The organism is Phaeobacter sp. 11ANDIMAR09 (genome assembly GCF_001294455.1).
Lineage (GTDB): Bacteria > Pseudomonadota > Alphaproteobacteria > Rhodobacterales > Rhodobacteraceae > Pseudophaeobacter.
Genome location: NZ_LIKT01000009.1, coordinates 1 through 26,139, shown reverse-complemented (window position 1 = coordinate 26,139; position 26,139 = coordinate 1). Strand labels below are relative to the sequence as shown.

Here is a 26,139-nt window from a genome sequence, read left to right as displayed (position 1 = left end):
AGGGGAGAGGCAGAACCGGGAGGGATCTGACGGGAAGTCGGGCGAAGCGAGGCTGGCTTAGCCGGCGGCAGAGCCACCGCGCAGGCGGGCCTGGTAGTTATGGGCGCCCCATTGCGCGCGTGCAAGCCATTGCTCTTGCGGTTGGCGGGTGGCCAGATCATCGCTGATTTCCACCTCGTCAAAGCCGGTGCGGCGCGCCATGGCATATTGGTCGGCCAGCACATGGCCCTTGGCGCGCAGACGACCAGTATAGCCCATCAGCCGCAGCTGACGCGCCAGGGTAAAGCCGCGACCATCGGCAAAGCTGGGAAAATCGATGCGGATCATCTCGACCCCAGCAAGCTGGCTGCCCAGGCTGGCGGGATCGGTGTCGGAGGCAAGATCCAGAGCGGTTTCGCCTTCAAAGCCTGCGGCCCAGGTCTCGGGACCAAAGCCCGCATCACTTACGATTACAGTCATGTCACTCATGCTCCTGTGCGGATGAATTTGCCATTCACCACGTGAATGCCGCATTCTTCTTTGTTCTGGTCACGCCAGCGTCCGGCGCGGGGGTCTTCGCCGGCGGCAACCGGGCTGGTGCAGGGGGCACAGCCGATCGAAGGATAGCCCTTGGCCACCAGCGGATGCCGTGGCAGGCGATTTTCGGTCATATAGGCGCGCACATCTTCTGGCGCCCAATGGGCCAGTGGATTGATCTTGATGCGCCCGGTTGCGCCCTGGCTGGTCTCTTCCACCTCAAAGAACTCCAGCGCGGCCCGGCTGCCGGCCTGAAAGCGTTTGCGTCCAGTGATCCAGCCGTCAAAGCCATCCAGTGCCGCCTGCAGCGGCGCGGTCTTGCGCAGCGCACAGCAGGCATCGGTGTCGGAAAACCGTAGCGCGCCATAGGGGTCTTTGGCTGCGATATCTGCTGCCTTGACGATCTGAACATTGCGCAGGCCCAGACGTTCGCTCACCTCCTGCTGGTAGACCAGCGTTTCGGTGAACAACAGTTCGGTATCAACAAAAAGCACCGGCACTATCGGGTCGATTACGGCGGCCATATGCAACAGCACCACGGATTCAGCGCCAAAGCTGGAGACCAGCGCGATATGGCCCGCATTCTCCAGCGCCCCCTGCATCACGGCGGTGGCCGAATGGTGGCGGTAGCGGGCGTTGAGGCCCGCTGCCTTTTCAATCAACTCGGGCTGAGAGACGATGGGCCCTCTCGCCTCGGTCTTTTGTGTTTCAAGGTTCACCATGGGGCTATGCTACCTTTTTCTGAGCCTCGGGGTAGAGCGCGGTCTTGAAGGGCTCCATGCCAAGGCGGCGATAGGTTTCCAGGAAGGTTTCCTCTTCGCTGGTCCGGATCGCAAGATAGGTCTCGACCAGGCGCTCTACCGCCGGGACGATCTCGTCATAGGCAAAGCCGGGACCGGTGCGTTTGCCGATGGCAGCGGTCTCGGTGGCGTCGCCGCCCAGGGTGATCTGGTAGTTCTCCACCCCGGCGCGGTCCAGCCCCAGAATGCCGATGTGCGCCACGTGGTGATGGCCACAGGCATTGATACAGCCCGAGATCTTGATCTGCAGATGACCAATGTCATGCTCCAGCTTTAGATCGTCAAAACGGGTGGCGATCTCCTGAGCGACGGGGATCGAGCGCGCAGTGGCCAGGGCGCAGTAATCCATGCCAGGGCAGGCGATGATATCCGAGATCAGGCCCACATTGGCAGTGGCCAAGCCGTGATCTTTGAGACGGGCATGAACCGCGGGCAGGTCCGATTTGTGAACATGCGGGAGGATCACATTCTGCTGGTGGCTGATGCGCAGCTCGTCATAGCCGAATTCTTCGGCCAGATCCGCGAGGACGCGCATCTGCCCGCCGCTGGCATCACCCGGTGTCTGGCCATGGGCCTTGATCGAGACGGTGACAATGGCGTGGTCTGCCTGGCGGTGCGCGGCCAGATTGGTGTCGGCCCAGGCACGGAACACCGGATCGGCGCTGTAGGTCGCGTCAAAGGCGCTGGTGTCACCCGAACGGAACTGAGGCGCGGCAAAATGGGTTTTGATTTCGGCCAGCAGGGCCTGATCGGTGCCGTCAAACTCGTGGCGGCGCTCTTCAAAGCGGGCCTCGACCAGCTCGCGGATCTTGTCGATACCGTTCTCCTGAACGGTGATCTTGATGCGGGCCTTGTATTTGTTATCGCGACGGCCCAGCACGTTGTAAACGCTGAGTACGGATTCAAGGTAGGGCAGCAGATCCGGCTGCGGCAGGAAGTCACGAATGACCTTGCCCACCATTGGCGTACGGCCAAGGCCGCCACCAACGATGACTTCAAAACCGATCTCGCCGTCTTTTTCCACCATGCGCAGACCCACGTCATGGGCCTTGACCACAGCGCGGTCATTGGGGCTGCCGGTGATACCGATCTTGAACTTGCGGCCCAGGAACTGGAATTCGGGGTGGTCAGTGGACCACTGGCGAATGAGTTCCGCATAGGGGCGGGGATCAGTGAGCTCATCGGCGGCGGCACCGGCAAAGTGATCCGCAGTGGTGTTGCGGATGGTATTGCCCGAGGTCTGGATCGCATGCAGGCCAACCTCACCCAGGGCATCCAGCATATCGGGGATGTCGGGCAGTTTGGGCCAGTTGTACTGGATGTTCTGACGGGTGGTGAAATGGCCATAGCCCTTGTCCCATTTTTCAGCCAGCAGCGCCAACTGGCGCATCTGGGCTGAATTCAGGGTGCCATAGGGGATCGCCACCCGCAGCATATAGGCGTGCAGCTGCAGATAGACGCCATTCATCAGGCGCAGGGGCTTGAACTCGTCCTCGGTGAGGGAGCCGTCGATGCGGCGCTCTACCTGGGCCCGGAACTGGGCGTTGCGTTCAGCCAGAAAGGCTTCGTCAAAGGCGTTGTACTTATACATTGGCGAAGGCCTCCTGTTTGCCGTGGCTATAGTTCGATGGACCCTTGCGACGGAAATCCTCGCGGAAGTGGGTTGGTTCCGGTCCGTTGGGGCCAGCCTGGGCATCGGCCAGATAGGCTCCTACAATTTTAATGTTCTGCTTTTCTGCATCCAGCAGGCGCAGCGGTGCGACGGCTTCGTCGGTAATGAGCTCTGCTTCGGACAATTCGCGCGTCCAGGTGTCTTCTGCAGTGAAATAGATCACATCACCTTCCAGCAGGTCATTGGCGGTGATGACTTTGGGCGTAAAGGCGCGGGCCATTATGCAAGCTCCATGTTCAGGTCTGTGAGGGCGGCCATGCTTTGACGCGGGGCGAGTCCAAGAAAGGTTAGGGCCGGGCCGTCAAAACCGGCCTCGGCAAGATCTGTGGGCAGGCGGTCCAGAGTGGTCTCCAGAATACGCTGATTGGGGCGCGAGGCGTTTTCCACCAGGGTCACAGGTGTGGAGCGCAGCGCCCCGTGCATGATCAGGCGGCCCTGCACAAAACGCGCTGATTTTTTGCCCATGTAGATGGCGGCGACCTCACCGGGGCGAGCCAGGGCGGTCCAGTCCTGATCGGCAAAGCCTTTCATGTCGTGGCCGGTGAGAAAGCGCACTGATGAATTGCGTCCGCGCTGGGTGAGGCTCTGACCAATGCCAGCGACGGCAGCCGAGGCGGCCGTGATGCCGGGCATGATCTGATAGGTCACACCGGCTTCCTCGCAGGCAGTGAGTTCCTCGTCCAGTCGACCAAAAATGGTGGGGTCGCCGGACTTCAGCCGCAGAACCTTTTTGCCGGCCTGCGCATGGGCCACCATGCGGGCGCAGATCTCAGTCTGGCTCATCGAGGGGCCAAAGCCCTCTTTGCCAACATCTTCGAGCAGGGCCTGTTTGCCTGCCAGAGCGAGGATTTCGGCGCTCACCAGACGATCAAAGAGAATGACCTCGGCCTCCTGCAAGGCACGGGCAACTTTTACGGTCAAAAGGTCGGGATCGCCCGGACCAGAGCCGGCGAAGGCAACCTGACCTTTGACAAGGCAACACATGCCGCTGCGGATGTGAGCGGTGGCTTTTGCGGTATGTGTGACGGGACCGGTCATGTCTGGCCTCATTGCTGGTGTTTGACTTAGGGATAGATATAGGAAATATTCCCGCCATTACGCCATATGCTGGGGTAAATAAGGTTGTTTGTTCCATTCTGTCCGTAGGTCGGATAGATTGGTCCTGAAACAGAGGGAATATGAGAATGACAGTGCGGATCGATGCCACCGACCGGAAAATTCTGGCGGAGCTGCAACGCGATGCGGGGCAATCGTTGGATGAAATTGCCCGCCAAGTGGGCAGTTCGAAGACCCCGGTGTGGAATCGGATCCGCAAATTGCGCGAGGCCGGGATCATTGGCCAGCAAACGGTGGTGCTGGATGCCGAGGCTCTGGGTTTTGAGGCCTGTTTCTTTGTGCTGATCCGCACCTCGGAGCACGAGGCGGATTGGCAGGCGCGGTTTCTAAAAGCGCTGCGCGACCGCCCCGAGGTGCAGGAGGCGCATCGTCTGGCGGGGGATATCGACTATATCCTCAAGGTGCGGGTGCAGAACGCCCGGGCCTATGATGTCTTTTATCAGGCGCTGATTTCGGAGGTTAAGGTGCATAATGTCACGGCGCTTTTGTCCATGGAGGAGATCAAATCCACCACCATGCTCCCCCTGGAGAGCGGGGCTTAGGTCAAAGGAGCGCTACCGCGCGCCTATTTCAGTTTGTGGCGCGGCGACGCAGAACGCGGGCGGCAGTGAAATGGGATGTCTTGTCAATCTGCTGAGAAGCGCGTCAGGGGCAGATCTGCCCCTGACGACGCCATATCCAGTTTGACCTGTTTAGCGCGTCAAGGACAAGCCGTGCGGGGCACGGGGACCTTTGGCCCTCCTTGACTCGCGAAGCGGCAGGCCTAGCGGGTGACCATCAGATGGGTGAGCCCGTGGAAATGGTAGCTGTTGCTGTAGTCTGGGGGGGCGGCCAGCGCGAGATCCGGGCAGCGGTCAAACAGGATCGGCAGGGCAATCTGCATCTCCATGCGTGCGAGCGGAGCGCCGACGCAGAAATGTAACCCGCCACCAAAGCTCATATTGGTGCGTGCCGGGCGGGTTGGGTCGAACACCTCCGGGGCCTCTTCGGCTGCTGGGTCACGATTGGCCGAGGCGAGCAGCAGCGCCACCTGATCGCCCCGCTGGAAGCTATGGCCCATGACCTCGGCCTCCTCATAGGCGTAGCGGGTGAACATATGCAAAGGCGGATCAAAGCGCAGTATTTCTTCGACCAGTTGTTCGATTCCCGCCGGTGCCAGCCAGTCCGGTTGCCATCCCTGTTGCAGCAGAGTTTTGACGCCATTTCCCAAGGCATGGACCGTGGCCTCGTGGCCGGCGTTGAGCAAGAGAATACAGGTGCCGATGAGTTCGTCGGCGCTGAGCTTGTCGCCCTCTTCTTCGGCGGTGATGAGATGGGTGAGCAGATCATCGCGCGGATCTGACCGGCGCTTGGTGATATAGGCGCGCAGAAAATGGGCAAACTCGGCAGAGGCCTTGGCGGCGGCAAGCTCCGTTTCGTGGGTTTTGCGCGCCTGATACATAGCCACCATGTCATGGGACCAGCGCAACAGCTGTGGGGCCATATCACTGGGCACGCCGAGCAGGCGACAGATGGTGATCACCGGGATCTGGGTGCAATAGGCGGCGAGAAGGTCAAAGGGCTGATCTGGGAAGGCATCGATCAGATCATGACAAAGATACTGGAGATCCTCACGCTGTGCGGCAATCTGGCGCGAGGTGAAGGCGCGCATCACCAGACGGCGCAGCCGGGTATGGCGGGGTGGTTCGGCCTCCAGCATGGAATGGGCCTCAACTGCGAGAAAGGGGGCAAGATGGGCTGGTGCGGGCTGCGCCAGTTCAGCCGGGATTTCGCGGCCAAAACGGCGATCGCGTAGGATGGCATGCACGGCGGCCCGGCGAAAGGCGGCAGGCATGCCGTAGTCCTGCCAATAGTTCAGTCCGGCCTGGGCACGGGCCTTTTGGTAAAACGGGTAGGGATCCTGCACAAAGGCGGGATCTGTCGGCGATTGCTGCACTGATTTCATCTGAGTCATGCGGCGACTTTGCCGTCATGGCTGGTCTTTGCAAGGGCAGTCTTGTTAGACTGCTAAAAAATACAGATCGAGAGAGAGCCGAAACGTGATGCAACGATGGCTGTTACTGCTGGGGTTTGCGCTTGCAGTGTCCTTAATAGTCGGTGCGACCTGGATCTATGGCTACCGACAGGCGCTTGATTCTCTGGCAAAGCGTAGTGATGCGGATCTGGCGCTGGCCTCGGACCGGGTCAGCACCCAGCTGCAGATTTATCAGGAACTGGCGGTACTGATGGCGGATCATCCGGTGCTGGATCAGCTGGATACCCCAGGCGGTCGTGAGGCGGCCCATCAGGTGCTGCGCGGCATTGCCGATAAGACCTCGGCTCTGGACGTTTTTTATGCCGATCCTGAGGGAAGGGTACTTGCTGCCGCTGCTGGGGTGACGGGCGGCGACGTTTCGCAGGCTGACTATTTTCGCCGGGCCATGCAGGGGGCTTTGGGCGTTGGCTCGAATGTACTGACCGAGAATGGGCGCCGCGCCTATTTCTATGCGGCCCCCAGTTTTACCTCGCAGGCCGGGGTGTCCGGTGTGCTTGTTGTGGTCGCCGATGTCGAAGACGTGGAACAGACATGGCGTGGCTCGCTGCCTGCGGTGTTTTTCACCAATGACGAGGGGGAGGTGTTTATCTCCAACCGGCCAGAGCTGCTGTTCTGGCGGCCTCGCAATGTCAGGGTGGCCTTGCCTGAAGTAAAGGGCGCACGTTTGGATTACTCGGTGTCGAGGGTTGGTGGCTATGAGATTTGGAAGCTCTCAGGCAATGCCTATCTTCCACATCGGGCTCTGCACCTGTCAGTGGCCCTACCAGTCATCGGCTTGAAGGGGCAAATTCTGGTGGATGTGGCGCCGGCCCGCCGGTTGGCCCTGTTGCAGGCGGCAGCTTTGGGGGCTCTCTGCCTGGCCTTTGGCATCTTTTTGTTCCTGACCATGGAACGCCGCCGCAGCCTGGCCGAGGCCAATGCGGTTCTGGAGAGCCGGGTGGAAACCCGCACCCGGGCGCTGCAATCTACCAACAGCCAGCTGCGCCGCGAAGTCAGCGAGCGTGAAGAGGCCGAGGCGGCCTTGAAAAAGGCGCAGGAAGAACTGGTGCAGGCTGGTAAACTTTCGGCACTGGGGCAGATGTCGGCCGGGATCAGTCACGAGCTGAACCAGCCGCTGATGGCGATCCAGCAATTTGCGGAAAACGGCGATGCTTTTTTGCAGCGTGGTCAGATTGATCGAGTAGGGGAAAACCTGACGCGCATTTCCAGCATGTCGGCCCGTATGGCACGGATCATCAAAAACCTGCGGGCCTTTTCGCGCAATGAAAATGAACCCATGGCGCGGGTGGATCTGGTGCAGGTCGTCAATACCGCTGTAGAGCTGACCGCGTCGCGTCTGGAGACGGATGATGTGACGCTGAGCTGGACCCCTCCTGCGGAAGCCGGCCCGATCTATGCCTGGGGCGGTGAAGTGCGGCTCACCCAGGTTTTTGTCAATCTTATCAATAATGCAGCCGATGCGATGCTGGGGCAAGAGGATCGTGCGATTACCATGACTCTGGAGGCTGGAACACGGCTGGCTGTTGTGGTGGCGGATATTGGGCCAGGCATCAAGGAGCCGGAAAAGATGTTTGATCCCTTCTATTCGACCAAAGTGGTGAGCAGTTCTGAGGGCATGGGGCTGGGGCTGTCGATTTCATACGGGCTGTTGCAGAGCTTTGGCGGCAATATCAGTGGTAAGAATGGTCTGCGCGGAGCAGAGTTTACGGTTGAGCTTGATCGCTGGATAGAGGATGCCGCGCCATGACTCGAAAGGTTTTGGTCGTCGATGACGATGCCGCCCTGCGCGAAGCCCTGGCCCAAACGCTGGAGCTGAATGATCTGGAGCCGATAACGGCAGGCTCTTTTGTCGCGGCAAAGGATCTGATCACCGAAGAGTTTGATGGGGTGATCCTGTCGGATATTCGCATGCCAGGCAGGGACGGGTTTCACCTGCTGGACTATGTGCAGAGCATTGACGAGGACCTGCCAGTGATCCTGCTGACCGGCGAGGGCGATATTCCCATGGCAGTCAAGGCGATGTCGCGCGGTGCTTTTGGATTTCTGGAAAAACCCTGCGTCACGGCGGACCTGCTGGCGGCGTTGCAGCGGGCGCTCAAGACCCGGAATCTGGTGCTGGAAAACCGCGATTTCAAACAGCAGCTGGAAGAGGGCGACCCGGCGGCGCGTATGCTGTTTGGCACCTCCCCCCAATCGGACGAGCTGCGTTCAAGGGTGCGGGCCGTTTCCCCGACCTTGGCCGAGGTGCTGGTGGCAGGGCCAGCGGGCAGCGGAATTTCCAAAGTGGCAGAGGTCATCCATCTAATGTCGCCGCGGGCGCAGGGGCCCTTTGTCAAATCGCCATCGGCAGGGCTGAGCCCGGCGGATCTGCAGGAGCTTTGCCAGCAGGCAGCCGGGGGCTCTCTTTTTCTGGATGAAATTTCGGGCCTGTCAGAGGCGCTGCAATATGCGGTGCTGGACTATATCGAACAGAGCGGCGAGACGCGGCTGATCGCGGGCAGTACAGCCGATTTGGCTGCCCTGGTGGCGGCGGGCAGTTTTGGCGCGGATCTCTACTACCGGCTGGAAGGCATGCGCGTGCGCATTCCGTCGCTGGCGGAACGCCCCGGCGATATCCCCGTCTTGTTCCGGCTCTATGTGGCGCAGGCGGCTGAGCAGGCCGGGATTGAGGCTCCGCAGATCAGCCAGGAGTATCTGGCGACGCTGATGGCCCAGGATTGGCCCGGCAATGCGCGATCCTTGATGTCGGCAGCTATGCGTTTTGTGCTAGGGATGCCAGATGAGGTCAGCGGCGCGACGGAGCTGGGGCTGGCCGAGCAGATGGCTCAGGTGGAGCGCTCTTTGCTGATTGCCGCATTGGGCCGTCAGAATGGCCGGGCTGCCGCCGCGGCTGAAGCACTGAAACTGCCGCGCAAGACCTTTTACGACAAACTGGCCCGCTATGGGATCCGTCCCGAGGACTATCGCCGCCCCTAACTGGGGCAAACCGCATTGGCTAAACTGGCCCACATCCAAATCTGATTTCGGCTGTCCTATTGGTGGAGCTGTCTTGCTATGTGGGCGGCTGCTGAACACTTGCCAAAGGTGTGGCGGCGAAGGGCGATTCCTTGCGAATGGTTCACCAGCCGAAGTTGTGCGAAAATCCGCACAACCTCGGAAAACCCTGTGCGAAATTTCGCACAAACGGCAACACTCACATGGGGGCGACCAGATTGGGTTTCAAGCAACTGGTTGAAAAATATGCAAACCATCGAAGTTTCTAACAAATTATAATCACTTCTTGAGCAAAGTCTCGCAACTGGCAATCCTGAGGGGGAAGCCCCGTTTGGGCGGGGTTCAGGATTTTCTTCTGGGAGGACAGAATATGAAATTTGTAACTGCCGCAGCCACCGCGATGGCCCTGACAGTAACCGCAGGTGCCGCAAGCGCGGCCTGTGATGACGGTGAGATCGTTGTCAAGTTCAGCCATGTGACCAACACGGACAAGCACCCAAAGGGGATTGCGGCCTCCCTGCTGGAACAGCGCATCAATGACGAGATGAACGGCACCATGTGCCTGGAAGTCTATCCAAACTCGACTCTCTACAATGACAACAAGGTACTGGAAGCCATGTTGCAGGGGGACGTTCAGCTGGCAGCACCGTCGCTGTCAAAGTTCGAAAAGTTCACCAAAGAATTCCGTCTCTTTGATCTGCCCTTCATGTTCAAAAACATTGATGCGGTTGACGCGTTCCAGGCCTCTGAGGATGGCCAGGCATTGCTCGACAGCATGCAGCGCCGCGGTCTGCAGGGCCTGGCCTATTGGCACAATGGCATGAAGCAGATGTCGGCCAATGTTCCGCTGGTCGCACCATCGGATGCCAATGGTCTGAAGTTCCGCGTGCAGTCCTCGGATGTGCTGGTGGCCCAGATGGAAGCCATTGGTGGCAGCCCTCAGAAGATGGCCTTCTCGGAAGTCTACGGCGCGCTGCAGCAGGGTGTTGTTGATGGTCAGGAAAACACCTGGTCCAACATCTACGGCAAGAAGTTCTTTGAAGTTCAGGACGGTGTCACTGAAACCAACCACGGCATCATTGACTATCTGGTTGTGACCAATGTTGATTGGCTGGAAAGCCTGGATGCGCCAGTGCGTGAGCAGTTCCTGCAGATCCTGGGCGAAGTGACCCAGACCCGCAACGCCGAGTCCACGCAGGTCAACAATGAAGCCAAGGACGCCATCATCGCGGCCGGCGGTGAAGTGCGCAGCTTGGATGCCGAACAGCGTCAGGCCTGGGTTGATACCATGAAGCCCGTCTGGGAGCAGTTTGCTGGTGACGTAGGTCAGGACAAGATTGACGCCGCGCAAGCGATCAATGCCAATCACTGATTGATTGGATCTAACACGCGGCCCCGCCCAATTGGCGGGCCGCATCCGGAGAGGTGGTCCCCAGGGACCGGGACTCACCGGACCTTCAGGCGGCGTGGGGATCCGCCGCCTGATCCTACTCTTTCTCAACATTATCGGGGTGATGACTATGTCGGGGGCAAGAACCGGCCTGTCCGGGTTTATCAACACATTGGAAGAGACGCTGATTGCGTTGCTTCTGGGGCTGATGACGTTGATTACATTTGCCAATGTGATCGCGCGTTTTGCCTTTAACTCCAACATTCTATGGGCGCTGGAGCTGACCGTTTTCCTGTTTGCTTGGCTGGTGCTTTTGGGCGCGGCCTATGCGGTCAAGACCCATACCCATCTGGGCGTGGATGCCATTGTCAACATTCTGAGCCCAGGTCCACGCAAAGTTGTGGCGCTGATTGCAGCCGGAGCTTGCCTGTTGTTTTCGCTGCTGCTGCTTAAGGGGGCCTATGACTATTGGGCGGTCTTTGCCGATCTGCCGCCGACCTCGGGGCGTTGGTTCCCCACCGGTTTTGATATGAAGGCGCGCAGCCAGAGCTTTTATGAGGTGCAGGATGTGCCGATGATTGGGATGTTTCGGTTTCTGGAAGATCTGATCAACTACGGCGATTCCTATGAGAAACTGCCAAAAGTGGTGCCCTATGTGGTGCTGCCGCTGTCGATGCTATTGCTGGTGGTCCGCTTTGCTCAGGCCGCGTTGCAAGTGCTGCGCGGGGATGCAGATCGGCTGGTCGCCAGCCATGAGGTCGAAGACGAAATGGACGAAGCCCGGGCCCGCGCGACCGAGGGAGAAAACTAATGGACGTAATTTTCCTCTTTGCCATGGTGATTGGCCTGATGCTGATCGGGGTGCCAATTGCCATTTCGCTCGGCCTCAGCTCGGTATTGTTTCTGCTGATCTATTCCGACAGCTCACTGGCCTCAGTTGCGGGCACTTTGTTCGAAGCCTTTGAAGGCCATTTCACCTTGCTGGCCATTCCGTTCTTCATCCTGGCCTCAACCTTTATGTCCACGGGCGGTGTGGCGCAGCGGATCATTCGCTTTTCCATCGCCTGCGTCGGCCATTTCCAAGGTGGTCTGGCCATTGCCGGTGTCTTTGCCTGTATGATGTTTGCCGCGCTCTCCGGCTCTTCGCCTGCCACGGTTGTGGCCATTGGGTCGATCGTGATCGCAGCGATGCGCCAAGCGGGCTATACCAAGGAGTTTGCCGCCGGGGTGATCTGCAATGCAGGGACACTTGGCATTTTGATCCCGCCCTCAATCGTCATGGTGGTCTATGCCGCCTCGGTGGATGTATCTGTTGGGCGGATGTTCCTGGCGGGGATTATTCCGGGCCTGCTGGCAGGTCTGATGTTGATGGTGACCATCTATGTGATTGCCCGCATCAAGAACATGCCAAAGGGCAATTGGGCCGGTTGGGGCGAGGTTGGCGCCTCCTTCCGTGAGGCCTTTTGGGGGCTGTTCCTGATCGTGATCATCATGGTCGGCATCTATGGCTACCCCTGGTATTCCGCTGAACTGGGGCTCTACAAGGAAGACGCGATCTTTACCCCAACAGAAGCGGCCGCGGTGGCATCAGTTTATGCCTTCTTTGTCGCCACCTTTGTCTATCGCGATATGGGACCCCTGGCCGAGACAGATCAGGCGCCACGGCGTTCGGTGTTTCAGGCGCCCATGGCCTTGCTGACGGTCTGGGGGCACAAGGACACCAAGAAGGCGCTGTTTGATGCTGGCAAGCTGACGGTGACGCTGATGTTCGTGATCGCCAATGCCCTGATCCTGAAGCATGTGCTGACGGATGAACAGGTGCCGCAACATATCGCCAATGCCATGCTTTCGGCGGGTTTTGGCCCGGTGATGTTCCTGATTGTGGTCAATGTGATCCTGCTGATTGGTGGCCAGTTCATGGAGCCATCAGGATTGCTGGTGATCGTGGCACCGCTGGTCTTCCCCATCGCCATCGAGCTGGGGATCGATCCGATCCATCTGGGCATCATCATGGTGGTTAACATGGAAATTGGCATGATCACGCCGCCAGTGGGGCTCAACCTCTTTGTCACCTCCGGGGTGGCAGGTATGCCGATGATGTCAGTGGTCCGGGCAGCCTTGCCCTTCCTCGCTGTGCTCTTTGTCTTCCTGATCATGGTCACCTATATTCCGTCCCTGAGTACCTTGATCCCCAATGCTCTGATGGGGCCGGAGATTATCACCAACTAGCAGGCTGCTGAGGCTTGAGTGAGACAGATAAAAACGCCCCGGAGAGATCCGGGGCGTTTTTGTTCGGCGGGCAGGGAGGGGGCTCTGCCCCCGCGCCCCAAGGGCGCTCCCCCGGGATATTTGGGGCCAAATGAAAAGAGAGGGTCAGCTCGCGTCGAGGGCGGCGATGATAGGGGAGAAATCTGCTGCCTTGAGGCTGGCGCCGCCGACCAGGGCCCCATCGACATTGGAGGTCGCAAAGATCTCGGCGGCATTGCCGGGTTTGACGGAGCCACCATAGAGCAAGCGGGTGGCTTCGGCCATTTGGGGGCCAAATCTTGTGGTTAGCTCAGCTCGCAGAAAGTCATGCACCTCGGCGATTTGGGCCAGGCTGGGGATCTTGCCGGTGCCGATTGCCCAGACCGGTTCATAGGCGAGGACGGTATTTGCGCCGGTTGCTCCCTCGGGCAGTGAGGCTGCGAGCTGGTCCCCAACAACCTTTAAGGTGTCGCCCGCCTCGCGCTCATCCAGGGTTTCGCCCAGGCAGACCAAGGCGGTGAGGCCATGGGCCCAGGCTGTCTGGGTCTTGGCGGCGACGGTATTGCTGCTCTCACTGTGGTCCGCGCGGCGTTCGGAATGGCCCAGAATGACGGCCGTGGCGCCGGCCTCTTTCAACATAGCAGCAGAGATGTCACCGGTATGGGCGCCTGCCTGTTCGCTGTGGCAGTCCTGTGCGCCAATGGTGAGGGCGCTGTTCTGGGCCAGGTCTGCCGCGCGAGACAACAGTGTGGCGGGAGGGCAGATCATCAGCTCTGATGTTGCGGTGCCCTGGCTTTGGATCAGCTCTGCGAGCTCTGCCAGATCCGAGCCAGTGCCGTTCATCTTCCAATTGCCCGCTGCCAATTTCTGCCGCATCTTATGCTCCCTGCTCAAAATCTGGCCCCGTGGTAGCACTGGGGGCAGGGGGAGGCAATCGGGCAAAGGTCGGTCGGCTGCAGGGGACGAGGTGCCTGGGGGTTAGAGGCTTGGCACATCCTTGAAGCTGATGGATTCGCCACAGCCACAGGCCTCAGAGACATTTGGGTTGTTGAACTTAAAGCCGCTCTCCAACAGAGATGTCTCATAGTCGATTTCGGTGCCAAAGAGGAACATCTGTGCCATGGGAGCGATCAGAACCCTGGCACCATCCTGTTCGACGACCTCGTCGTTCTGGTCCGGCTCGTCGACATATTCCATGGTATACTCCATGCCGGCACAGCCGCCCTTTTTGACGCCGATGCGCAGGCCTGCGTGGCCACCGCTGGTCATCAGCTTGGTGATCTGGGCCGCAGCCTTCGGGGTGATTGTCACAGCCTGTTTGCCGGGAATGCCGAACATAAGTGTCTCCAATGCGCGCGTTACACCCTATCTAGGCGCGCAGGGGCGCGGGCTCAAGAGGGCTGAACGGCAAAACGGGCCACAGGGGGATGATGTGGCCCGTCAAAATCCTAGCTCTTATGGCTTGCGAGGACCTTAAAGCCCCATGCAATTTGCATAATAGGTCACGGTGGCGGGCCAGTCTGAGAAGATACCTTCGATTTTGACGTCCTGTGCCAGAACATCGAGGATCTCGTAGTAGCTGGAGGCATTGCTGACAGCGGGCTGCACGCTCTGGAAATACCAGCCGCCACCCGTGGTCAGGGGGCCTGAGCGCTCCAGGGTCCAGGTGATCAGCTTCAGTCCGGCCGCCTTGGCTTCCTTGGCATAGGCCGAGGGCACCATTTTGCCATCTTCAAGCGTGACCAGGAACCACATCGGCGGCGCGATATAGTTCACGCCCATATCAGCCAGCTCCTGCATGCTTGGGCTGAAGCTATCGGGGTTGCTGGGGTCGAGGGGCGTCTCGCCATTGTAGCGACCATCCAGATAGACCGCCTGAGCGCCAAACGCGGGCTCATTCTCGATCCAGTATTTCACCACTTCGAGATCAAAGCTCTGGGCCCAGACATCCGATGCAGGGATGCCGGCGGATTTGTACTCATTGATCAGCTTTTGCGCGTAGTCCTCCATGGAGAATCCGTTAAAGGGCATCTCGACGGCTGGGGACTTGAGCTCGGGGGTGAATTTTGCGCCGAGCGATTTGAACAGGGCGATGCTTTCGGCATGGGTCATGGCGGTGGCGCCATCTGCGTACTGGGTGCTGCGCCAGGACGCGACGCCGCCCTGTGAGGCCGCTGCGGTGGCCGCGCTTTTGTCAAAGCTGTCCATCTTGGGCGTCAGGCTGCGGAACTCCGCCAGGGTGATGTCCGAGCTGCGGCATTCAGCTGTGGCAGGGCTGTCGCCCTTGGCCGGAGAGAACGGCGTAATGCAGGTCTCGGCCAGATCGGTGGTCAGGATATTGGTGGTGGTGTGAAGATCGTTTTGCGCGTGGCGGCAGATCAGTTCCAGATCCTTGGTGAAGGTCACATCGCATTCCAGAATGCCAGCGCCCATCTGTGCGGCGGCGACATTGGATTGCACGGTATGCTCGGGAAACATAAGCGGCGCGCCGCGGTGGCCGATGGAGAAGCTGCTGCGGACAGGTGTCTGTGCGGCGCAGGACTGCAGTTTGGATTTCAAATCACCCTCGGGAAGCAGGCTGATCAGATAGGCCGGGCGCGGACCATAGCTGAGGCTGGCATCTGCGGGGGGAGTGTCAAGCGCCGAGGCGGCAGGCGCCAGGGTGACGGCGGTCAGCGTAAGGGCAATGAGGTTGCGCAAGGGAAGTCTCCAAAGAAGTTGATTTTCAAAAGAGAAATCGCGGCGAAAGGTAAAACCTTTGCCGCGATCCGGTGAAGCTTTTGTGACCTCTGATGGCCGTTGTGCGCAGCGTGAACTTACATAAAGCCCAGCTCAAGACGGGCCTCGTCCGACATCATCTCCATGCCCCAGGGCGGCTCCCAGGTGATTTCGACGTCAACGGATTTGACGCCTGCCACAGGCGAGACCGCATCGACGATCCAGCCCGGCATTTCACCGGCAACGGGGCAGCCGGGCGCGGTGAGGGTCATGATGATCTGCACGTCATTTTCATCCGTGATGTCGATGGTGTAGATCAGACCGAGCTCGTAGATATTGACCGGAATTTCAGGGTCATAGACAGAACGGCAGGCCGCAACGATCTGATCGAAAAGCGGGTGTTCAACAGAAGACGGCGCAATCAGCGGCGTGCCTTCGAGCGGTTCGGAAGCGTTGGTCATGTCGGTCCCTGACAGTTAATCCGACTGTTTATATAGGGAAACTGTGGAGCGAGGTCCAGAGGGAGCGAAAGAAAGCCGACTGTTGGAGCTGGAGGTTCTCGAAACGGACCCCTGTGCTGGCAGAGCAACAATGGCGGCTCTGCGGGCTTTAATTGAATTCGCTGCACCAGTTCGAATGGTCGCTTCCTATGCCGTTAGCTAAAAAGAAAAGGGCAACGGCTCAACCGAAATTTGACGGGTTTCCCCGTTCAATTGAATTACCAAATCTGTGGCATCATTCCCGATGTCCATCGCGATCATTCCAACACCGATGTTCTTTGAAAACCGGTAGGAAAATACAAATTCGCTTAGGGTACCCACAGTATTCCCGCTTGCGGTTTGCACGTCCAGAGAGTTCTGGCAGGCAGGGACCGGCGCGCCAGAGATAACAAAGCCAACACGCCTGCGCTTCGCGCCGTCTGTCTTGATTTTCTGAAGGGCTGCTTTCCCGGCGAAGTCATCTGCTTTGTCAAAATCAACCAACTTGCCCAAAGATATTTCGAACGGATTACAGGGGTTCGCTTGCAAACGCCCATCGGCTCCGTATGAAACCAACCCGCTTTCGATACGCTCTAGATCGTTGGGCGCGCCGGGGCGAATTCCGTAGGCAGACCCTTTTGCCTTAACTATGTTCCACAGTTCAACGCCACGCGTACCGTCTTGCAGATACAACTCATAGCCGCCTTGCTTGGACCAGCCAGACCGCGCTAGCACAAGCGGGATTCCCTGCAGTTCAGTTTGCTTGAAGCCAAAATACGTCAGCTCTTGGACCCAATCGCCAAAGAGATCCGCAACCAGCTCTTTGGCCAATGGGCCTTGGATTGCGAGCGGAGAAACGTCCGGTTCAAACACCTGCACATCCCAATTGCGCTCAGCTGCAATGGCGCTTGCCCACAGCTCTATATCGCTGTCCGCTATTGAGAGCCAATACCTGTCAGCCGCGAGCTTCAACAAAACCGGATCATTGATCAGCTGGCCTTGGTGATTGCAGATCGGAACGTAGCGTCCTTGGCCAGTTTTGGTCTTACTAATGTCGCGAGTGGTCAAATATTGAATAAGCCGCGCGGCATCTGGCCCAGAAACCTCCACCTGGCGCTGGGCTGCGACGTCCCACATCGTGACGCCGTTCATCAGGCTATCATACTCAGCTTGTGGGTTTCCAAAATGAGCCGGGATAAGCATATGATTATAAATAGAGAAGCACGCCACACCATCAGCAACGGTCGCGTCAAAATAGACGGATTTTCGGTTGTTTGGGCCAATGCCTATTTCGAACGCCATGTAATCTCTCCAGTTCGGTTCAGCCGTAGAATTTTTCCATAGTAGCTATAGGTTTTCCGTGCATGATGTGGTCAAAGATACCAGAAAAATGGCATAATATTGCAGGCTCTCTATGGACTCACTTAACATTCGCATCATTGAGGCGTTGCAAAGGTGCGGAGACATAACAAACGCGGAATTGGCTGAAGTAGTCAATTCGACGCCGTCAACGTGTTTGCGACGGGTTCGTGACCTTCAAAACGCGGGCATCCTGACCAAAAACATCTATCTCGTGGATAGTGCTAAATTAGGGCGCGGCCTGCAGGCAATCATCACAACCACGACCAAAGATTACAATCTCGCGAATAGAGCAGCGTTCTCCAAGCGCGTTGAGGCGGAACCTGCCATTGCGTATGCGTATGGTGTAACAGGTGAGTTGGACGCGGTGCTTATCGGGAACTTCCAAAATATGGTCGAGTATCAAGAGGTCTGCGACCGACTGTTTGACGGCGACGAAAACATAGTCCGATACACGACGCATTTCGTTTCCGAGATCTACAAAAACGACCCCGCGATTCCCTGTGACGTTCTTAGACACCAGAGTTGATCACAGTGAAGTGCAGAAGCCAGAACCGTCGGATCACAGAAGTCGGCCAAATTTGGGCTCGCTGCGATCGGCCACTGCAGGCTAGACCCTAGGTAGGTTGTCGGGACGTAGGTGACCCCTCAAAGAAGGACTGCTCTCTCCAACGTGACCGACCAGCTGTGGTTGGAGAGAGTTACCAAAGGGGCCGTGTAGACATCTTTGATGAGGCTTTAGTCGTTGATATCCGTGTCAAAGGTCTTCACCTGACCAGTCGGCAGCGCAAAATAACGGCGCATCAGCAGCCAGGAGATCAGCGACAGAGCGGCAAAGAGGAAGATCAAGGCGGGCAGGGCCAGGGCGCCACTGCCCAGCACTGCAAGCAGGATACCGCAGGCCAGGGCGCCCAGGGCAAAGCCGAGAAAGACAAAGCCCGGCGCGAGGACCTCAAGGATGGCGAGCACCAGCGCGGCGGCGCACCAGACCCACCAGAGCTCCCAATAGACGGTGATCTGTTCCATCATTTGCCACCTTTCAGCAGTTTGAAGGCATCGCCAAAGGCCTCAATCGCGTGTGCAGGCAACACGATGGTCTGTTTGCCCTCACCATTGCCAAGCGCATTCAGCGCCTCGACCTGTTTCAGGGCAACCTGATACTGCGCCGCCTCAATACCGTTTTCGCGGATCGCCTTGGCAACCACCTCGGTGGCATAGGCCTCGGCGTCGGCCTGAATGCGGCGGGCCTTGGCGATCTGTTCGGCAGCGTAAAGCTCAGCATCGGCAGACAATTCAACCGCGCGTTTGCTGCCCTCGGCCTCGGTCACCTGAGCACGGCGGGCGCGTTCGGCATTCAGCTGCTGCAACATGGCGTCGCGGGTGGCTTGATCGAGGTTCACATCCAGGATTTCGGCACGGGTGACTTCGATGCCCCAGTCATCGACGGCATCTTCGACGCTTTCCTGGATCTGGCCGATCAGTTGGGCGCGGTTTGATTGCACCTCGTCCAGATCCATCTTGCCGATTTCTGCCCGCACGATGCCTGCCACAGTGGTGGCAATGGCGGCATCCACGTCGCGGATGCGGTAGACAGTCTTTTCTGGCTCGGTGATGCGGTAGAAGACCGAGGTGTCGATCTGCACCAGCACGTTATCCTTGGTGATGGCATCCTGGCTGGCGCTTGGCAGCTGACGCTCCAGAATTGAGATCCTGTGGGCAATGCTATCCAACAGCGGTACGATAAAGTTGATCCCAGGCCCCAATACCGCATGCAGGCGGCCAAAGCGTTCCACCACATATTTTTCAGACTGCGGAACGATGTGGACGCCCTTGAAGATGATGACGATCAGGAAGATCGCCCCCAGCAGATAGATGGCGTTTTGCGAAATTAGTCCAATGAGGAAGTCTTCGTTCATCGGGTCCTCCGAATAAATTACTGTGTACTATTGCATACATATGGGGTCACGCTGGCGTGACTTCAAGAATAGGGCTTATGTTATGTATGGGCTGCCCGTGGCAGGCTGGCAAGATGGCTTGAGGCTTGTCAAACGCGCCGCAATCAGGCAAATGCGCCGGGTTCTGTAGTCAAAGGAGAGTAAAATGGCGCCGAAAATCACCTTTGATCTCAAAGCCCAGGATGGCAAGGCCCGCACTGGGGTCATTTCAACTCCACGCGGCGACATCCGCACCCCGGCTTTTATGCCTGTTGGCACCGCTGCCACGGTCAAGGCGATGATGCCCGAAAGCGTGCGCGAGACCGGCGCTGATATTCTGCTGGGCAATACCTACCATTTGATGCTGCGCCCTACGGCAGAGCGGATTGACCGCCTGGGGGGGCTGCATAAGTTCATGAACTGGGAGCGCCCTATCCTGACCGACTCTGGCGGGTTTCAGGTGATGTCCCTGGCAGGGCTGCGCAAGCTTACGGAGAAGGGCGTCACTTTTAAGTCCCATATTGACGGTTCCAAACACGAGCTGACCCCGGAACGCTCGATGGAGATCCAGCGGCTGTTGGGTTCTGACATCGTGATGTGTTTTGATGAATGTCCCGCGCTGCCCGCGACCCGTGATCGCATTGCCGAAAGCATGCGCCTGTCGATGCGCTGGGCGGAACGCTCGAAAGAGGCCTTTGGAGATCGCCCGGGGCATGCACTTTTCGGCATTGTGCAAGGCGGACTGGAGCAGGATCTGCGCGAAGAAAGCGCCGAGGCGCTGAAGCAGATTGGCTTTGATGGCTATGCGGTAGGCGGCCTGGCGGTGGGCGAGGGGCAGGAGGCGATGTTTGAGTGCCTCGACTATGCCCCCGATATGCTGCCGCAGGACAAGCCGCGCTATTTGATGGGGGTTGGCAAACCCGATGATATCGTCGGCGCGGTGGCGCGGGGTATCGACATGATGGACTGTGTGCTGCCTTCCCGTTCGGGTCGTACCGGGCAGGCTTTCACCCGTCATGGTGTGGTCAACATCAAGAACGCCCGCCACGCGGATGATCCACGCCCCCTGGATGAAAACTGCAGCTGCCCGGCCTGTTCAAAATACAGCCGCGCCTATCTGCATCATGTGTTCCGCAGCAACGAAATGATCTCGGGCATGCTGCTGACATGGCACAATCTGCACTATTTCCAGGAGATCATGCAGGGCATGCGCGATGCCATCGCGGCGGGCACCTTCGAGGCCTGGCAAAAGGCTTTCCATGATCAGCGCGCCCGTGGCGATATAGATCCCCTGTAAACGGTCGCAGGGTATTGGGGCGCCTGAGATCGTCGAGCTTAACTAAAACCATGCGTAAAAAATAAGGCCGTGCTCGGGTACAGCTCTTATTTCTGCCTCTTTCTGCGGGAACACTCTGTGTATCGATTTCAATCACAGGTTTTTTTCCGGGGAGATAGGCAATGGAATGTCTGAACAATCCAGCGCTAAGAGGGCGCGGCCAAAGGGCAGGTGGCAGTTTGCTTTTGGCAGTGGCTTTGACCTTTGGTGGCCTGATTGCGGGGTCGGCTAGGGCCGAGGGCGGTTCGGCATTCGAAGCTTCGGAGAATGCGCAAGACCAGCAGAATCGTATCGGTCAAGCTGCCACCACGCAGGGGATCGACCAGACAAGCGTTCCAAGTCGGGTTGGTTTTGTCGGGCCGCGTTAGCGATAGGCTGTTTTGGGCCCCTTTTGAAGTCCAAGCGGTTGAGAGCAAATGAAACGAATTTGAGCTGCATTTGAGCTGTTCTCCAGCCCGGTGACCCGTTTGAGCCCCGGTTCTGCCGCAAACTGAGGCTCTGCTGTGTCTCAGTTAACTGTTGATTGGAGATGAGTTATGAAAAACACTGTATCAGCGAGTGCCGCCCATGTGGCCTTCTTTGTCGTACTGGGGCTTGGCGTGGCATTTATTGGGTTTTGGGATGCAAAGTCCTCGCAACAGACAGAATTTGCGGAACTTTCCCATCTGCAGAGCGAAGCGGCGCAGTAGCGGAGCTCTTTGGTCCTGTGGACGGGGGGTGGGCGCCTAGATTTTTATCCGGAACAGAGCACAGCCAACAGCGGTTTTGTGACCTATCCGGATTTGCGGCGCATTTGACAAAAGTGCTCTTGTGGTCCGGGAGTGCTGAGGGCAAGGTGTCCCCCAACTTTGCGGTGCGGCGGTTGAAATATGTTAACCGTCGTACCAGATAAAGACTTCCAAAGAGGAGAGCACCAGAGGTTGCCGAATGTCGGGACCGGGGGCTCTTGCCAAGTAAAGGACCGAGTATGACCGAGCCGCTTAATTCTTCCTATCCTGTACTGCCGCTGCGCGATATTGTGGTCTTTCCACATATGATCGTGCCGCTGTTTGTGGGCCGGGAAAAATCTGTGCGCGCCCTCGAAGAGGTGATGGCGGATGACAAGCAGATTCTGCTGTCCAGCCAGATTGATCCGGCAGAGGACGAGCCACAGACCGATGGCATCTATCCCACAGGCGTTTTGGCCAATGTGCTGCAGCTGCTGAAGCTCCCCGATGGCACCGTAAAGGTGCTGGTCGAAGGTCACGCACGGGTCAAGATTACCAATTTCCTCGAGAATGAGGATTATTTTGAGGCCAGCGCAGAGTATCTGACCGAAATCCCTGGCGATGCCACCACCATTGAGGCGCTGGTACGCACTGTGGGCGATGAGTTTGAGCGCTATGCCAAGGTCCGCAAGAATGTCCCCGAAGAGGCGCTGTCGGCGGTTGGTGAAACTGCTGAACCCGCCAAGCTGGCGGATCTGGTTGCCGGTCATCTCGGCATCGAAGTCGATCGCAAGCAGGAACTGCTGGAAACACTGTCGATTTCGGAACGACTGGAAAAGGTCTATGGGCTGATGCAGGGCGAAATGTCCGTGCTGCAGGTCGAGAAAAAGATCAAGACCCGGGTCAAATCGCAGATGGAGAAGACCCAGCGCGAATACTATCTGAATGAGCAGATGAAGGCCATTCAGAAGGAGCTGGGCGATGGCGAAGAAGGCGCCGGCGAAATCGCCGAGCTGGAAGAGAAAATTGCTGCCATCAAACTGTCGAAAGAAGCCCGTGAAAAGGCCGACGCCGAGCTGAAGAAGCTCAAGAATATGTCGCCTATGTCGGCCGAGGCCACTGTCGTGCGCAACTACCTTGACTGGATGTTGGGCATTCCATGGGGCGTGAAATCGCGTGTCAAAAAGGACCTGGGCAAGGCGCAGGAAATCCTGGACGCTGATCACTATGGTCTGGAAAAGGTCAAAGAGCGCATCGTTGAATACCTTGCGGTGCAGCAGCGCTCGGCCAAGCTCAAAGGTCCGATCCTCTGCCTCGTTGGCCCTCCCGGTGTGGGTAAAACTTCGCTTGGCAAATCTGTGGCCAAGGCAACAGGCCGCGAGTTCATCCGTATCTCCCTGGGCGGGGTGCGTGACGAGAGCGAAATCCGCGGTCACCGTCGGACCTATATCGGCTCGATGCCGGGTAAGATCATTCAGGCGCTGAAAAAGGCCAAGACCACCAATCCGCTGATCTTGCTGGATGAAATTGACAAGATGGGCCAGGATTTCCGGGGCGATCCGGCGTCTGCGATGCTGGAAGTGCTTGATCCGGAACAGAACTCCACCTTTGTGGATCACTACATGGAGGTCGAATATGACCTCTCCAACGTGATGTTCCTGACCACCTCGAACAGCTATAACATGCCTGGGCCACTGCTGGACCGGATGGAGATCATCCCGCTGTCTGGCTACACCGAGGACGAAAAGCGCGAGATCGCCAAGCAGCACCTGGTGTCAAAGCAGGTCAAGAACCATGGCTTGAAAGCCAAGGAGTTCGAGATGAGCGATGACGCGTTGAAGGATATCATCCGCGTCTACACCCGCGAGGCAGGCGTGCGGAATCTGGAGCGAGAAATCGCCAAGGTGGCGCGTAAGTCGCTGACCAAGATTGTCAAAAAGGAAACCAAGAGCGTCTCTGTGACCTCGGACAATCTGGATGAATTCCTGGGCGTGGCCAAATATCGCTATGGTCTGGCTGAAAAGGAAGATCAGGTCGGTGTTGTCACCGGGTTGGCCTATACTTCGGTCGGTGGTGAGCTGTTGTCGATCGAGGCGCTGCGCCTGCCGGGCAAAGGCCGGATGAAAACCACCGGCAAGCTGGGCGATGTGATGAAGGAAAGCATCGAGGCGGCGTCCTCCTATGTGCGCTCAATCTCGCCCAAGATCGGGGTGAAGCCACCCAAGTTCGACAAATGGGATATCCACGTCCACGTGCCCGAAGGCGCCACCCCCAAGGATGGTCCCTCGGCGGGTCTGGCCATGGTGACTTCCATCGTGTCGGTGCTGACGCAGATCCCCGTGCGCAAGGATATCGCCATGACCGGTGAAGTCACCCTGCGTGGCAATGCGCTGGCGATTGGGGGCCTAAAGGAGAAGCTGTTGGCGGCTCTGCGTGGTGGCATCAAGACCGTGCTGATCCCACAGGAAAACGCCAAAGACCTGCCCGAGATCCCGGACAACGTGAAAGAAGGCCTTACTATCATTCCGGTGAGCCATGTGTCCGAAGTTCTGGAGCAAGCGCTGGTGAGCCAGCCCGAGGCCATCGAGTGGGACGAGGCGGCGGAAGAAGAAGCTGCAGCAGCCAAGGCGGCGCTGGAGACCGAAGCCCGCAGCTCGGCTCGTCCGGCGCATTAAGCCAGAGATCAGATGGGGGGCGGCGCCTTTGGGACGCCTGCCCAAGAAAAAGAGGGCGACCCCAAGGGGCCGCCCTTTTTAGTACTCTTTTCGAGTTTACTCTTTCCGTTCTGGCCCCTTTTGCCAAGGGCTCGATTTATTGTCGGGTGTAACCGGATCAAGCGGCGTTTTGCCTGTCCATTTTGGCCAGAACTGTGTTGATTGCCACCGCATCGGGGCTTTGATCTTCCACTTTGGCCTGTTTGAGGATGTTCGCCATGGTCACATCCAGGGCTTCGAGCTTTTCTGTGACATAGCTCGACCGGTTGGTGATCTGTTCGATTTCCGTGGCCACATTGATGATGCCGCCGCCATTGGCCACAAAATCAGGCGCATAGAGGATGCCTGCATCGTGCAGAGCCTGGCCATCGGCCGGGGTCGCCAGCTGGTTGTTGGCGCCGCCACAGACAATTGACACCTTGAGCTGAGGTATGGTCTGGGCGTTGAGGATGCCGCCAATAGCGCAGGGGGCAAAGATATCCGCTCCAACCCCGTAAATCGCATCCGGCGCGACAGCGGACGCGCCAAACTCGGCGATGGCCTTGTCGATCTGTGCTTGGTTGACATCCGTGACGATCAGTTTGGCTCCGGCCTCATGCAGGTAGCCACAAAGATAGTAGCCAACATGGCCAAGTCCCTGCACCGAGACGGTCAATCCAGCCAGGTCCTTGCTGCCGTTCTGATGGGCCTGGGCGGTCCGGATGGCGTTGAAAATGCCGCGGGCGGTGATCGGGGAGGGGTCGCCACTGGCAAACGCGCCATCCGCCAGACCGGCAACATAGGGGGTCTCTTCGGCCAAGACTGCCATGTCTGCGGGGCTCATGCCCATGTCTTCGGCGGTGTAGTACCGCCCCTGCAGGCTGTGAATGGCGCGGGCAAAGGCGCGCAGCAGCTCAGGGGTCTTTTGCGTCGCAGGATCGCCGATGATCACCGCCTTGCCGCCGCCAAGCGCCAGTCCTGCTGCAGCGTTTTTGTAGGTCATACCCTCGCTCAACCGCTTGACGTCAATCAGGGCTTCTTCTGCGCTGTCATAGGGTCGCATGCGCAAGCCACCTGCCGCCGGACCCAGCTGGGTGGAATGCAGCGCAATATAGCCGACAAGCCCGCAGGACTGGTCCTCTACGCGGTAGATTTCTTCATGGGTCGTGGATGCGACGGCGGTGACTGTCATCGTGATGGCTCCTCCTGGATGAAGGGATAGGGTAGCGCGAGAGAGATGAAGGTTTTCGCCAAATTCGCATATCGAACTTTCAAATTTTGGAGTTTTCACCTAAGTTTTGCGAAACAAATGAGGGAAATCACCATGGATGCAGTGGATCGCAGGATTGTTGCTATCTTGCAGGCCGAAGGGCGGATCAAGATGGCTGAGCTGTCAGACCGGGTAGGGCTCTCGCCCACGCCCTGCGCGCGCCGGGTTGCCATGCTGGAAGAAGCCGGGGTCATCCAAGGGTACTCGGCCCGGATTGATCAGGCCAAGCTGGGCCTGCCGGTTACCATCTTTGTGGCAGTCGAGCTGGAACACCAATCCACCGATGCACTTCAGGCCTTTGAACGAGCGGTGAGCAAGTTTGACCAAGTGATGGAATGCTACCTGATGACTGGCACCCGCGATATTCTGCTGCGGGTCGTGGCCCAAGACCTTACGGATTTTGACCGCTTTCTTGAGGAGCGCTTGATGCGGGTTTCTGGAATTCGCAATACCCGTTCCAGCTTTACCCTGCGCACTATGATCGCCCGCAACGCCTTGCCGCAGTTCTGACGCCCAGGCCCGAGAGCCAAGCAAAATGGGGCATCGCGGCTATGGAAAAGTCACAGATTAACCTTTTGTTAACCAAGTGGCTGGCTTTCCAGTCAGGGGCGACATAGCCTGAGTGCGGATGATGAATAAGCAAAATTGGAAAATTGAGGCGCATCATGGCAAGCAGTAAAACCACCGGTCGCAAACCCGCGGCAAAGAAGTCAGCCCCGCGCAGGGCCCTGCCGTCAAAGACGGCAACCAAAGCGCGTTTGACGGAAGCAGAGAACCGCTTGCCAAGTGGTGTTCTTGCGCAGGCAACAAAGGACACCCCTCTCATGGATCTCTCACCCGCAGAAGTCACCCCGCCTCAGGCGCTTGCGGCGG

The 26,139-nt window shown here is 58.3% G+C and carries 27 protein-coding genes; 13 read left to right on the top strand and 14 right to left on the bottom strand.

What is annotated here, in order from left to right; translation table 11 throughout:
* Nucleotides 1–57: 57 nt before the first annotated feature.
* The 5 genes from AN476_RS09630 to cobA are packed head-to-tail and all read right to left on the bottom strand — an operon-like array spanning nt 58 to nt 4,026.
* The gene (locus AN476_RS09630; protein ID WP_054461168.1) at nt 58–459 is read right to left on the bottom strand and encodes a DUF934 domain-containing protein; all 402 of its coding nucleotides are present in this window, start codon (nt 457–459) and stop codon (nt 58–60) included.
* A 5-nt stretch (nt 460–464) separates the two neighbouring features.
* Entirely contained in the window at nt 465–1,238 is a 774-nt protein-coding gene (locus AN476_RS09625) for a phosphoadenylyl-sulfate reductase (protein WP_054461166.1), read from the bottom strand.
* Between the two features lie 4 nt (nt 1,239–1,242).
* Nucleotides 1,243–2,907: a nitrite/sulfite reductase gene (locus AN476_RS09620; protein ID WP_054461165.1), complete on the bottom strand. Its 1,665-nt coding sequence runs from the start codon at nt 2,905–2,907 to the stop codon at nt 1,243–1,245.
* Nucleotides 2,900–3,208 carry a DUF2849 domain-containing protein gene (locus AN476_RS09615; RefSeq protein WP_054461164.1) on the bottom strand — a complete coding sequence of 103 codons (309 nt, stop codon included), beginning with the start codon at nt 3,206–3,208 and terminating at the stop codon, nt 2,900–2,902. Before AN476_RS09615 ends, AN476_RS09620 begins: the two co-directional genes overlap by 8 nt.
* Nucleotides 3,208–4,026 carry a uroporphyrinogen-III C-methyltransferase gene (gene cobA / locus AN476_RS09610; RefSeq protein ID WP_054461162.1) on the bottom strand — a complete coding sequence of 273 codons (819 nt, stop codon included), beginning with the start codon at nt 4,024–4,026 and terminating at the stop codon, nt 3,208–3,210. Before cobA ends, AN476_RS09615 begins: the two co-directional genes overlap by 1 nt.
* A 146-nt stretch (nt 4,027–4,172) precedes the next feature.
* Here cobA and AN476_RS09605 point away from each other — a divergent pair, with 146 nt between their 5' ends.
* Nucleotides 4,173–4,646 (top strand): Lrp/AsnC family transcriptional regulator, encoded by a 474-nt coding sequence (locus AN476_RS09605; RefSeq protein WP_054461160.1) that lies wholly within the window; start codon nt 4,173–4,175, stop codon nt 4,644–4,646.
* Between the two features lie 221 nt (nt 4,647–4,867).
* Here the strand turns inward: AN476_RS09605 and AN476_RS09600 are convergent, their stop codons facing one another.
* Nucleotides 4,868–6,049, bottom strand: a complete 1,182-nt coding sequence (locus AN476_RS09600; protein WP_054461447.1) for a cytochrome P450 — start codon at nt 6,047–6,049, stop codon at nt 4,868–4,870.
* Nucleotides 6,050–6,146: 97 nt separating this feature from the next.
* On the opposite strand from AN476_RS09600, the gene AN476_RS09595 reads away from it, so the two are divergent.
* The 5 genes from AN476_RS09595 (at nt 6,147) to AN476_RS09575 (ending at nt 12,752) form a co-directional block, all read left to right on the top strand.
* Entirely contained in the window at nt 6,147–7,886 is a 1,740-nt protein-coding gene (locus AN476_RS09595) for an ATP-binding protein (protein WP_054461158.1), read from the top strand.
* Nucleotides 7,883–9,115: a sigma-54 dependent transcriptional regulator gene (locus AN476_RS09590; RefSeq protein ID WP_054461157.1), complete on the top strand. Its 1,233-nt coding sequence runs from the start codon at nt 7,883–7,885 to the stop codon at nt 9,113–9,115. The genes AN476_RS09595 and AN476_RS09590 overlap by 4 nt, the downstream gene beginning before the upstream one ends.
* A gap of 388 nt (nt 9,116–9,503) precedes the next feature.
* A complete protein-coding gene (locus AN476_RS09585) occupies nt 9,504–10,505 on the top strand; it encodes a DctP family TRAP transporter solute-binding subunit (protein WP_054461156.1) in 1,002 nt (333 codons plus the stop codon).
* Between the two features lie 148 nt (nt 10,506–10,653).
* Nucleotides 10,654–11,334 (top strand): TRAP transporter small permease, encoded by a 681-nt coding sequence (locus AN476_RS09580; RefSeq protein WP_054461445.1) that lies wholly within the window; start codon nt 10,654–10,656, stop codon nt 11,332–11,334.
* Nucleotides 11,334–12,752, top strand: coding sequence for a TRAP transporter large permease (locus AN476_RS09575; protein ID WP_054461154.1), 1,419 nt, complete (start codon nt 11,334–11,336; stop codon nt 12,750–12,752). Before AN476_RS09580 ends, AN476_RS09575 begins: the two co-directional genes overlap by 1 nt.
* A 144-nt stretch (nt 12,753–12,896) precedes the next feature.
* Here AN476_RS09575 and tpiA read toward each other — a convergent pair whose 3' ends face one another.
* From tpiA to AN476_RS09550, 5 genes are all read right to left on the bottom strand, one after another.
* Nucleotides 12,897–13,646 (bottom strand): triose-phosphate isomerase, encoded by a 750-nt coding sequence (gene tpiA, locus AN476_RS09570; RefSeq protein ID WP_054461153.1) that lies wholly within the window; start codon nt 13,644–13,646, stop codon nt 12,897–12,899.
* A gap of 102 nt (nt 13,647–13,748) precedes the next feature.
* On the bottom strand, nt 13,749–14,108 hold the full coding sequence (locus AN476_RS09565) for an iron-sulfur cluster assembly accessory protein (RefSeq protein WP_054461152.1): 360 nt from the start codon (nt 14,106–14,108) through the stop codon (nt 13,749–13,751).
* Nucleotides 14,109–14,243: 135 nt separating this feature from the next.
* On the bottom strand, nt 14,244–15,470 hold the full coding sequence (locus tag AN476_RS09560) for a glycerophosphodiester phosphodiesterase family protein (RefSeq protein WP_054461151.1): 1,227 nt from the start codon (nt 15,468–15,470) through the stop codon (nt 14,244–14,246).
* A 116-nt stretch (nt 15,471–15,586) separates the two neighbouring features.
* The gene (locus tag AN476_RS09555) at nt 15,587–15,949 is read right to left on the bottom strand and encodes an SUF system Fe-S cluster assembly protein (protein ID WP_054461149.1); all 363 of its coding nucleotides are present in this window, start codon (nt 15,947–15,949) and stop codon (nt 15,587–15,589) included.
* Between the two features lie 198 nt (nt 15,950–16,147).
* The gene (locus AN476_RS09550; protein ID WP_054461147.1) at nt 16,148–17,269 is read right to left on the bottom strand and encodes a glycine cleavage T C-terminal barrel domain-containing protein; all 1,122 of its coding nucleotides are present in this window, start codon (nt 17,267–17,269) and stop codon (nt 16,148–16,150) included.
* A 112-nt stretch (nt 17,270–17,381) separates the two neighbouring features.
* Here AN476_RS09550 and AN476_RS09545 point away from each other — a divergent pair, with 112 nt between their 5' ends.
* A complete protein-coding gene (locus AN476_RS09545) occupies nt 17,382–17,855 on the top strand; it encodes an Lrp/AsnC family transcriptional regulator (RefSeq protein ID WP_054461142.1) in 474 nt (157 codons plus the stop codon).
* Between the two features lie 209 nt (nt 17,856–18,064).
* On the opposite strand, the gene AN476_RS09540 is transcribed toward AN476_RS09545, so the two are convergent.
* Nucleotides 18,065–18,352 (bottom strand): NfeD family protein, encoded by a 288-nt coding sequence (locus AN476_RS09540; protein WP_054461443.1) that lies wholly within the window; start codon nt 18,350–18,352, stop codon nt 18,065–18,067.
* Entirely contained in the window at nt 18,352–19,242 is an 891-nt protein-coding gene (locus tag AN476_RS09535; protein WP_009808833.1) for an SPFH domain-containing protein, read from the bottom strand. Before AN476_RS09535 ends, AN476_RS09540 begins: the two co-directional genes overlap by 1 nt.
* Before the next feature lie 184 nt (nt 19,243–19,426).
* Here AN476_RS09535 and tgt point away from each other — a divergent pair, with 184 nt between their 5' ends.
* From tgt to lon, 4 genes are all read left to right on the top strand, one after another.
* Entirely contained in the window at nt 19,427–20,557 is a 1,131-nt protein-coding gene (tgt, locus tag AN476_RS09530) for a tRNA guanosine(34) transglycosylase Tgt (protein WP_054461140.1), read from the top strand.
* A gap of 161 nt (nt 20,558–20,718) precedes the next feature.
* The gene (locus tag AN476_RS09525) at nt 20,719–20,964 is read left to right on the top strand and encodes a RebB family R body protein (protein ID WP_054461138.1); all 246 of its coding nucleotides are present in this window, start codon (nt 20,719–20,721) and stop codon (nt 20,962–20,964) included.
* Nucleotides 20,965–21,132: 168 nt separating this feature from the next.
* Nucleotides 21,133–21,285 carry a hypothetical protein gene (locus AN476_RS22860; protein WP_157063725.1) on the top strand — a complete coding sequence of 51 codons (153 nt, stop codon included), beginning with the start codon at nt 21,133–21,135 and terminating at the stop codon, nt 21,283–21,285.
* Between the two features lie 278 nt (nt 21,286–21,563).
* A complete protein-coding gene (gene lon / locus AN476_RS09520; RefSeq protein WP_054461137.1) occupies nt 21,564–23,978 on the top strand; it encodes an endopeptidase La in 2,415 nt (804 codons plus the stop codon).
* 157 nt (nt 23,979–24,135) lie between these two features.
* On the opposite strand, the gene AN476_RS09515 is transcribed toward lon, so the two are convergent.
* Nucleotides 24,136–25,188: a Glu/Leu/Phe/Val dehydrogenase gene (locus tag AN476_RS09515; protein ID WP_172684814.1), complete on the bottom strand. Its 1,053-nt coding sequence runs from the start codon at nt 25,186–25,188 to the stop codon at nt 24,136–24,138.
* A gap of 132 nt (nt 25,189–25,320) precedes the next feature.
* Here AN476_RS09515 and AN476_RS09510 point away from each other — a divergent pair, with 132 nt between their 5' ends.
* Nucleotides 25,321–25,776 (top strand): Lrp/AsnC family transcriptional regulator, encoded by a 456-nt coding sequence (locus AN476_RS09510; protein ID WP_054461439.1) that lies wholly within the window; start codon nt 25,321–25,323, stop codon nt 25,774–25,776.
* Nucleotides 25,777–25,931: 155 nt separating this feature from the next.
* On the top strand, nt 25,932–26,139 hold a 208-nt coding region (locus AN476_RS23220), incomplete at its 3' end, for a hypothetical protein (protein ID WP_054461136.1).

Coding starts and splice junctions, on each gene's coding strand:
- AN476_RS09545 (WP_054461142.1), top strand. CDS start 17,382: ATGGACTCACTTAACATTCGCATCATTGAGGCGTTGCAAAGGTGCGGA.
- AN476_RS09590 (WP_054461157.1), top strand. CDS start 7,883: ATGACTCGAAAGGTTTTGGTCGTCGATGACGATGCCGCCCTGCGCGAA.
- AN476_RS09510 (WP_054461439.1), top strand. CDS start 25,321: ATGGATGCAGTGGATCGCAGGATTGTTGCTATCTTGCAGGCCGAAGGG.
- AN476_RS09605 (WP_054461160.1), top strand. CDS start 4,173: ATGACAGTGCGGATCGATGCCACCGACCGGAAAATTCTGGCGGAGCTG.
- AN476_RS09515 (WP_172684814.1), bottom strand. CDS start 25,188: ATGACAGTCACCGCCGTCGCATCCACGACCCATGAAGAAATCTACCGC.
- lon (WP_054461137.1), top strand. CDS start 21,564: ATGACCGAGCCGCTTAATTCTTCCTATCCTGTACTGCCGCTGCGCGAT.
- AN476_RS09600 (WP_054461447.1), bottom strand. CDS start 6,049: ATGAAATCAGTGCAGCAATCGCCGACAGATCCCGCCTTTGTGCAGGAT.
- AN476_RS09565 (WP_054461152.1), bottom strand. CDS start 14,108: ATGTTCGGCATTCCCGGCAAACAGGCTGTGACAATCACCCCGAAGGCT.
- AN476_RS09580 (WP_054461445.1), top strand. CDS start 10,654: ATGTCGGGGGCAAGAACCGGCCTGTCCGGGTTTATCAACACATTGGAA.
- AN476_RS09595 (WP_054461158.1), top strand. CDS start 6,147: ATGCAACGATGGCTGTTACTGCTGGGGTTTGCGCTTGCAGTGTCCTTA.
- AN476_RS09540 (WP_054461443.1), bottom strand. CDS start 18,352: ATGGAACAGATCACCGTCTATTGGGAGCTCTGGTGGGTCTGGTGCGCC.
- AN476_RS22860 (WP_157063725.1), top strand. CDS start 21,133: ATGAAAAACACTGTATCAGCGAGTGCCGCCCATGTGGCCTTCTTTGTC.
- AN476_RS09575 (WP_054461154.1), top strand. CDS start 11,334: ATGGACGTAATTTTCCTCTTTGCCATGGTGATTGGCCTGATGCTGATC.
- AN476_RS09625 (WP_054461166.1), bottom strand. CDS start 1,238: ATGGTGAACCTTGAAACACAAAAGACCGAGGCGAGAGGGCCCATCGTC.
- AN476_RS09615 (WP_054461164.1), bottom strand. CDS start 3,208: ATGGCCCGCGCCTTTACGCCCAAAGTCATCACCGCCAATGACCTGCTG.
- AN476_RS09630 (WP_054461168.1), bottom strand. CDS start 459: ATGACTGTAATCGTAAGTGATGCGGGCTTTGGTCCCGAGACCTGGGCC.
- tgt (WP_054461140.1), top strand. CDS start 19,427: ATGGCGCCGAAAATCACCTTTGATCTCAAAGCCCAGGATGGCAAGGCC.
- AN476_RS09620 (WP_054461165.1), bottom strand. CDS start 2,907: ATGTATAAGTACAACGCCTTTGACGAAGCCTTTCTGGCTGAACGCAAC.
- tpiA (WP_054461153.1), bottom strand. CDS start 13,646: ATGCGGCAGAAATTGGCAGCGGGCAATTGGAAGATGAACGGCACTGGC.
- AN476_RS09550 (WP_054461147.1), bottom strand. CDS start 17,269: ATGGCGTTCGAAATAGGCATTGGCCCAAACAACCGAAAATCCGTCTAT.
- AN476_RS09535 (WP_009808833.1), bottom strand. CDS start 19,242: ATGAACGAAGACTTCCTCATTGGACTAATTTCGCAAAACGCCATCTAT.
- AN476_RS09525 (WP_054461138.1), top strand. CDS start 20,719: ATGGAATGTCTGAACAATCCAGCGCTAAGAGGGCGCGGCCAAAGGGCA.
- AN476_RS09585 (WP_054461156.1), top strand. CDS start 9,504: ATGAAATTTGTAACTGCCGCAGCCACCGCGATGGCCCTGACAGTAACC.
- AN476_RS09555 (WP_054461149.1), bottom strand. CDS start 15,949: ATGACCAACGCTTCCGAACCGCTCGAAGGCACGCCGCTGATTGCGCCG.
- cobA (WP_054461162.1), bottom strand. CDS start 4,026: ATGACCGGTCCCGTCACACATACCGCAAAAGCCACCGCTCACATCCGC.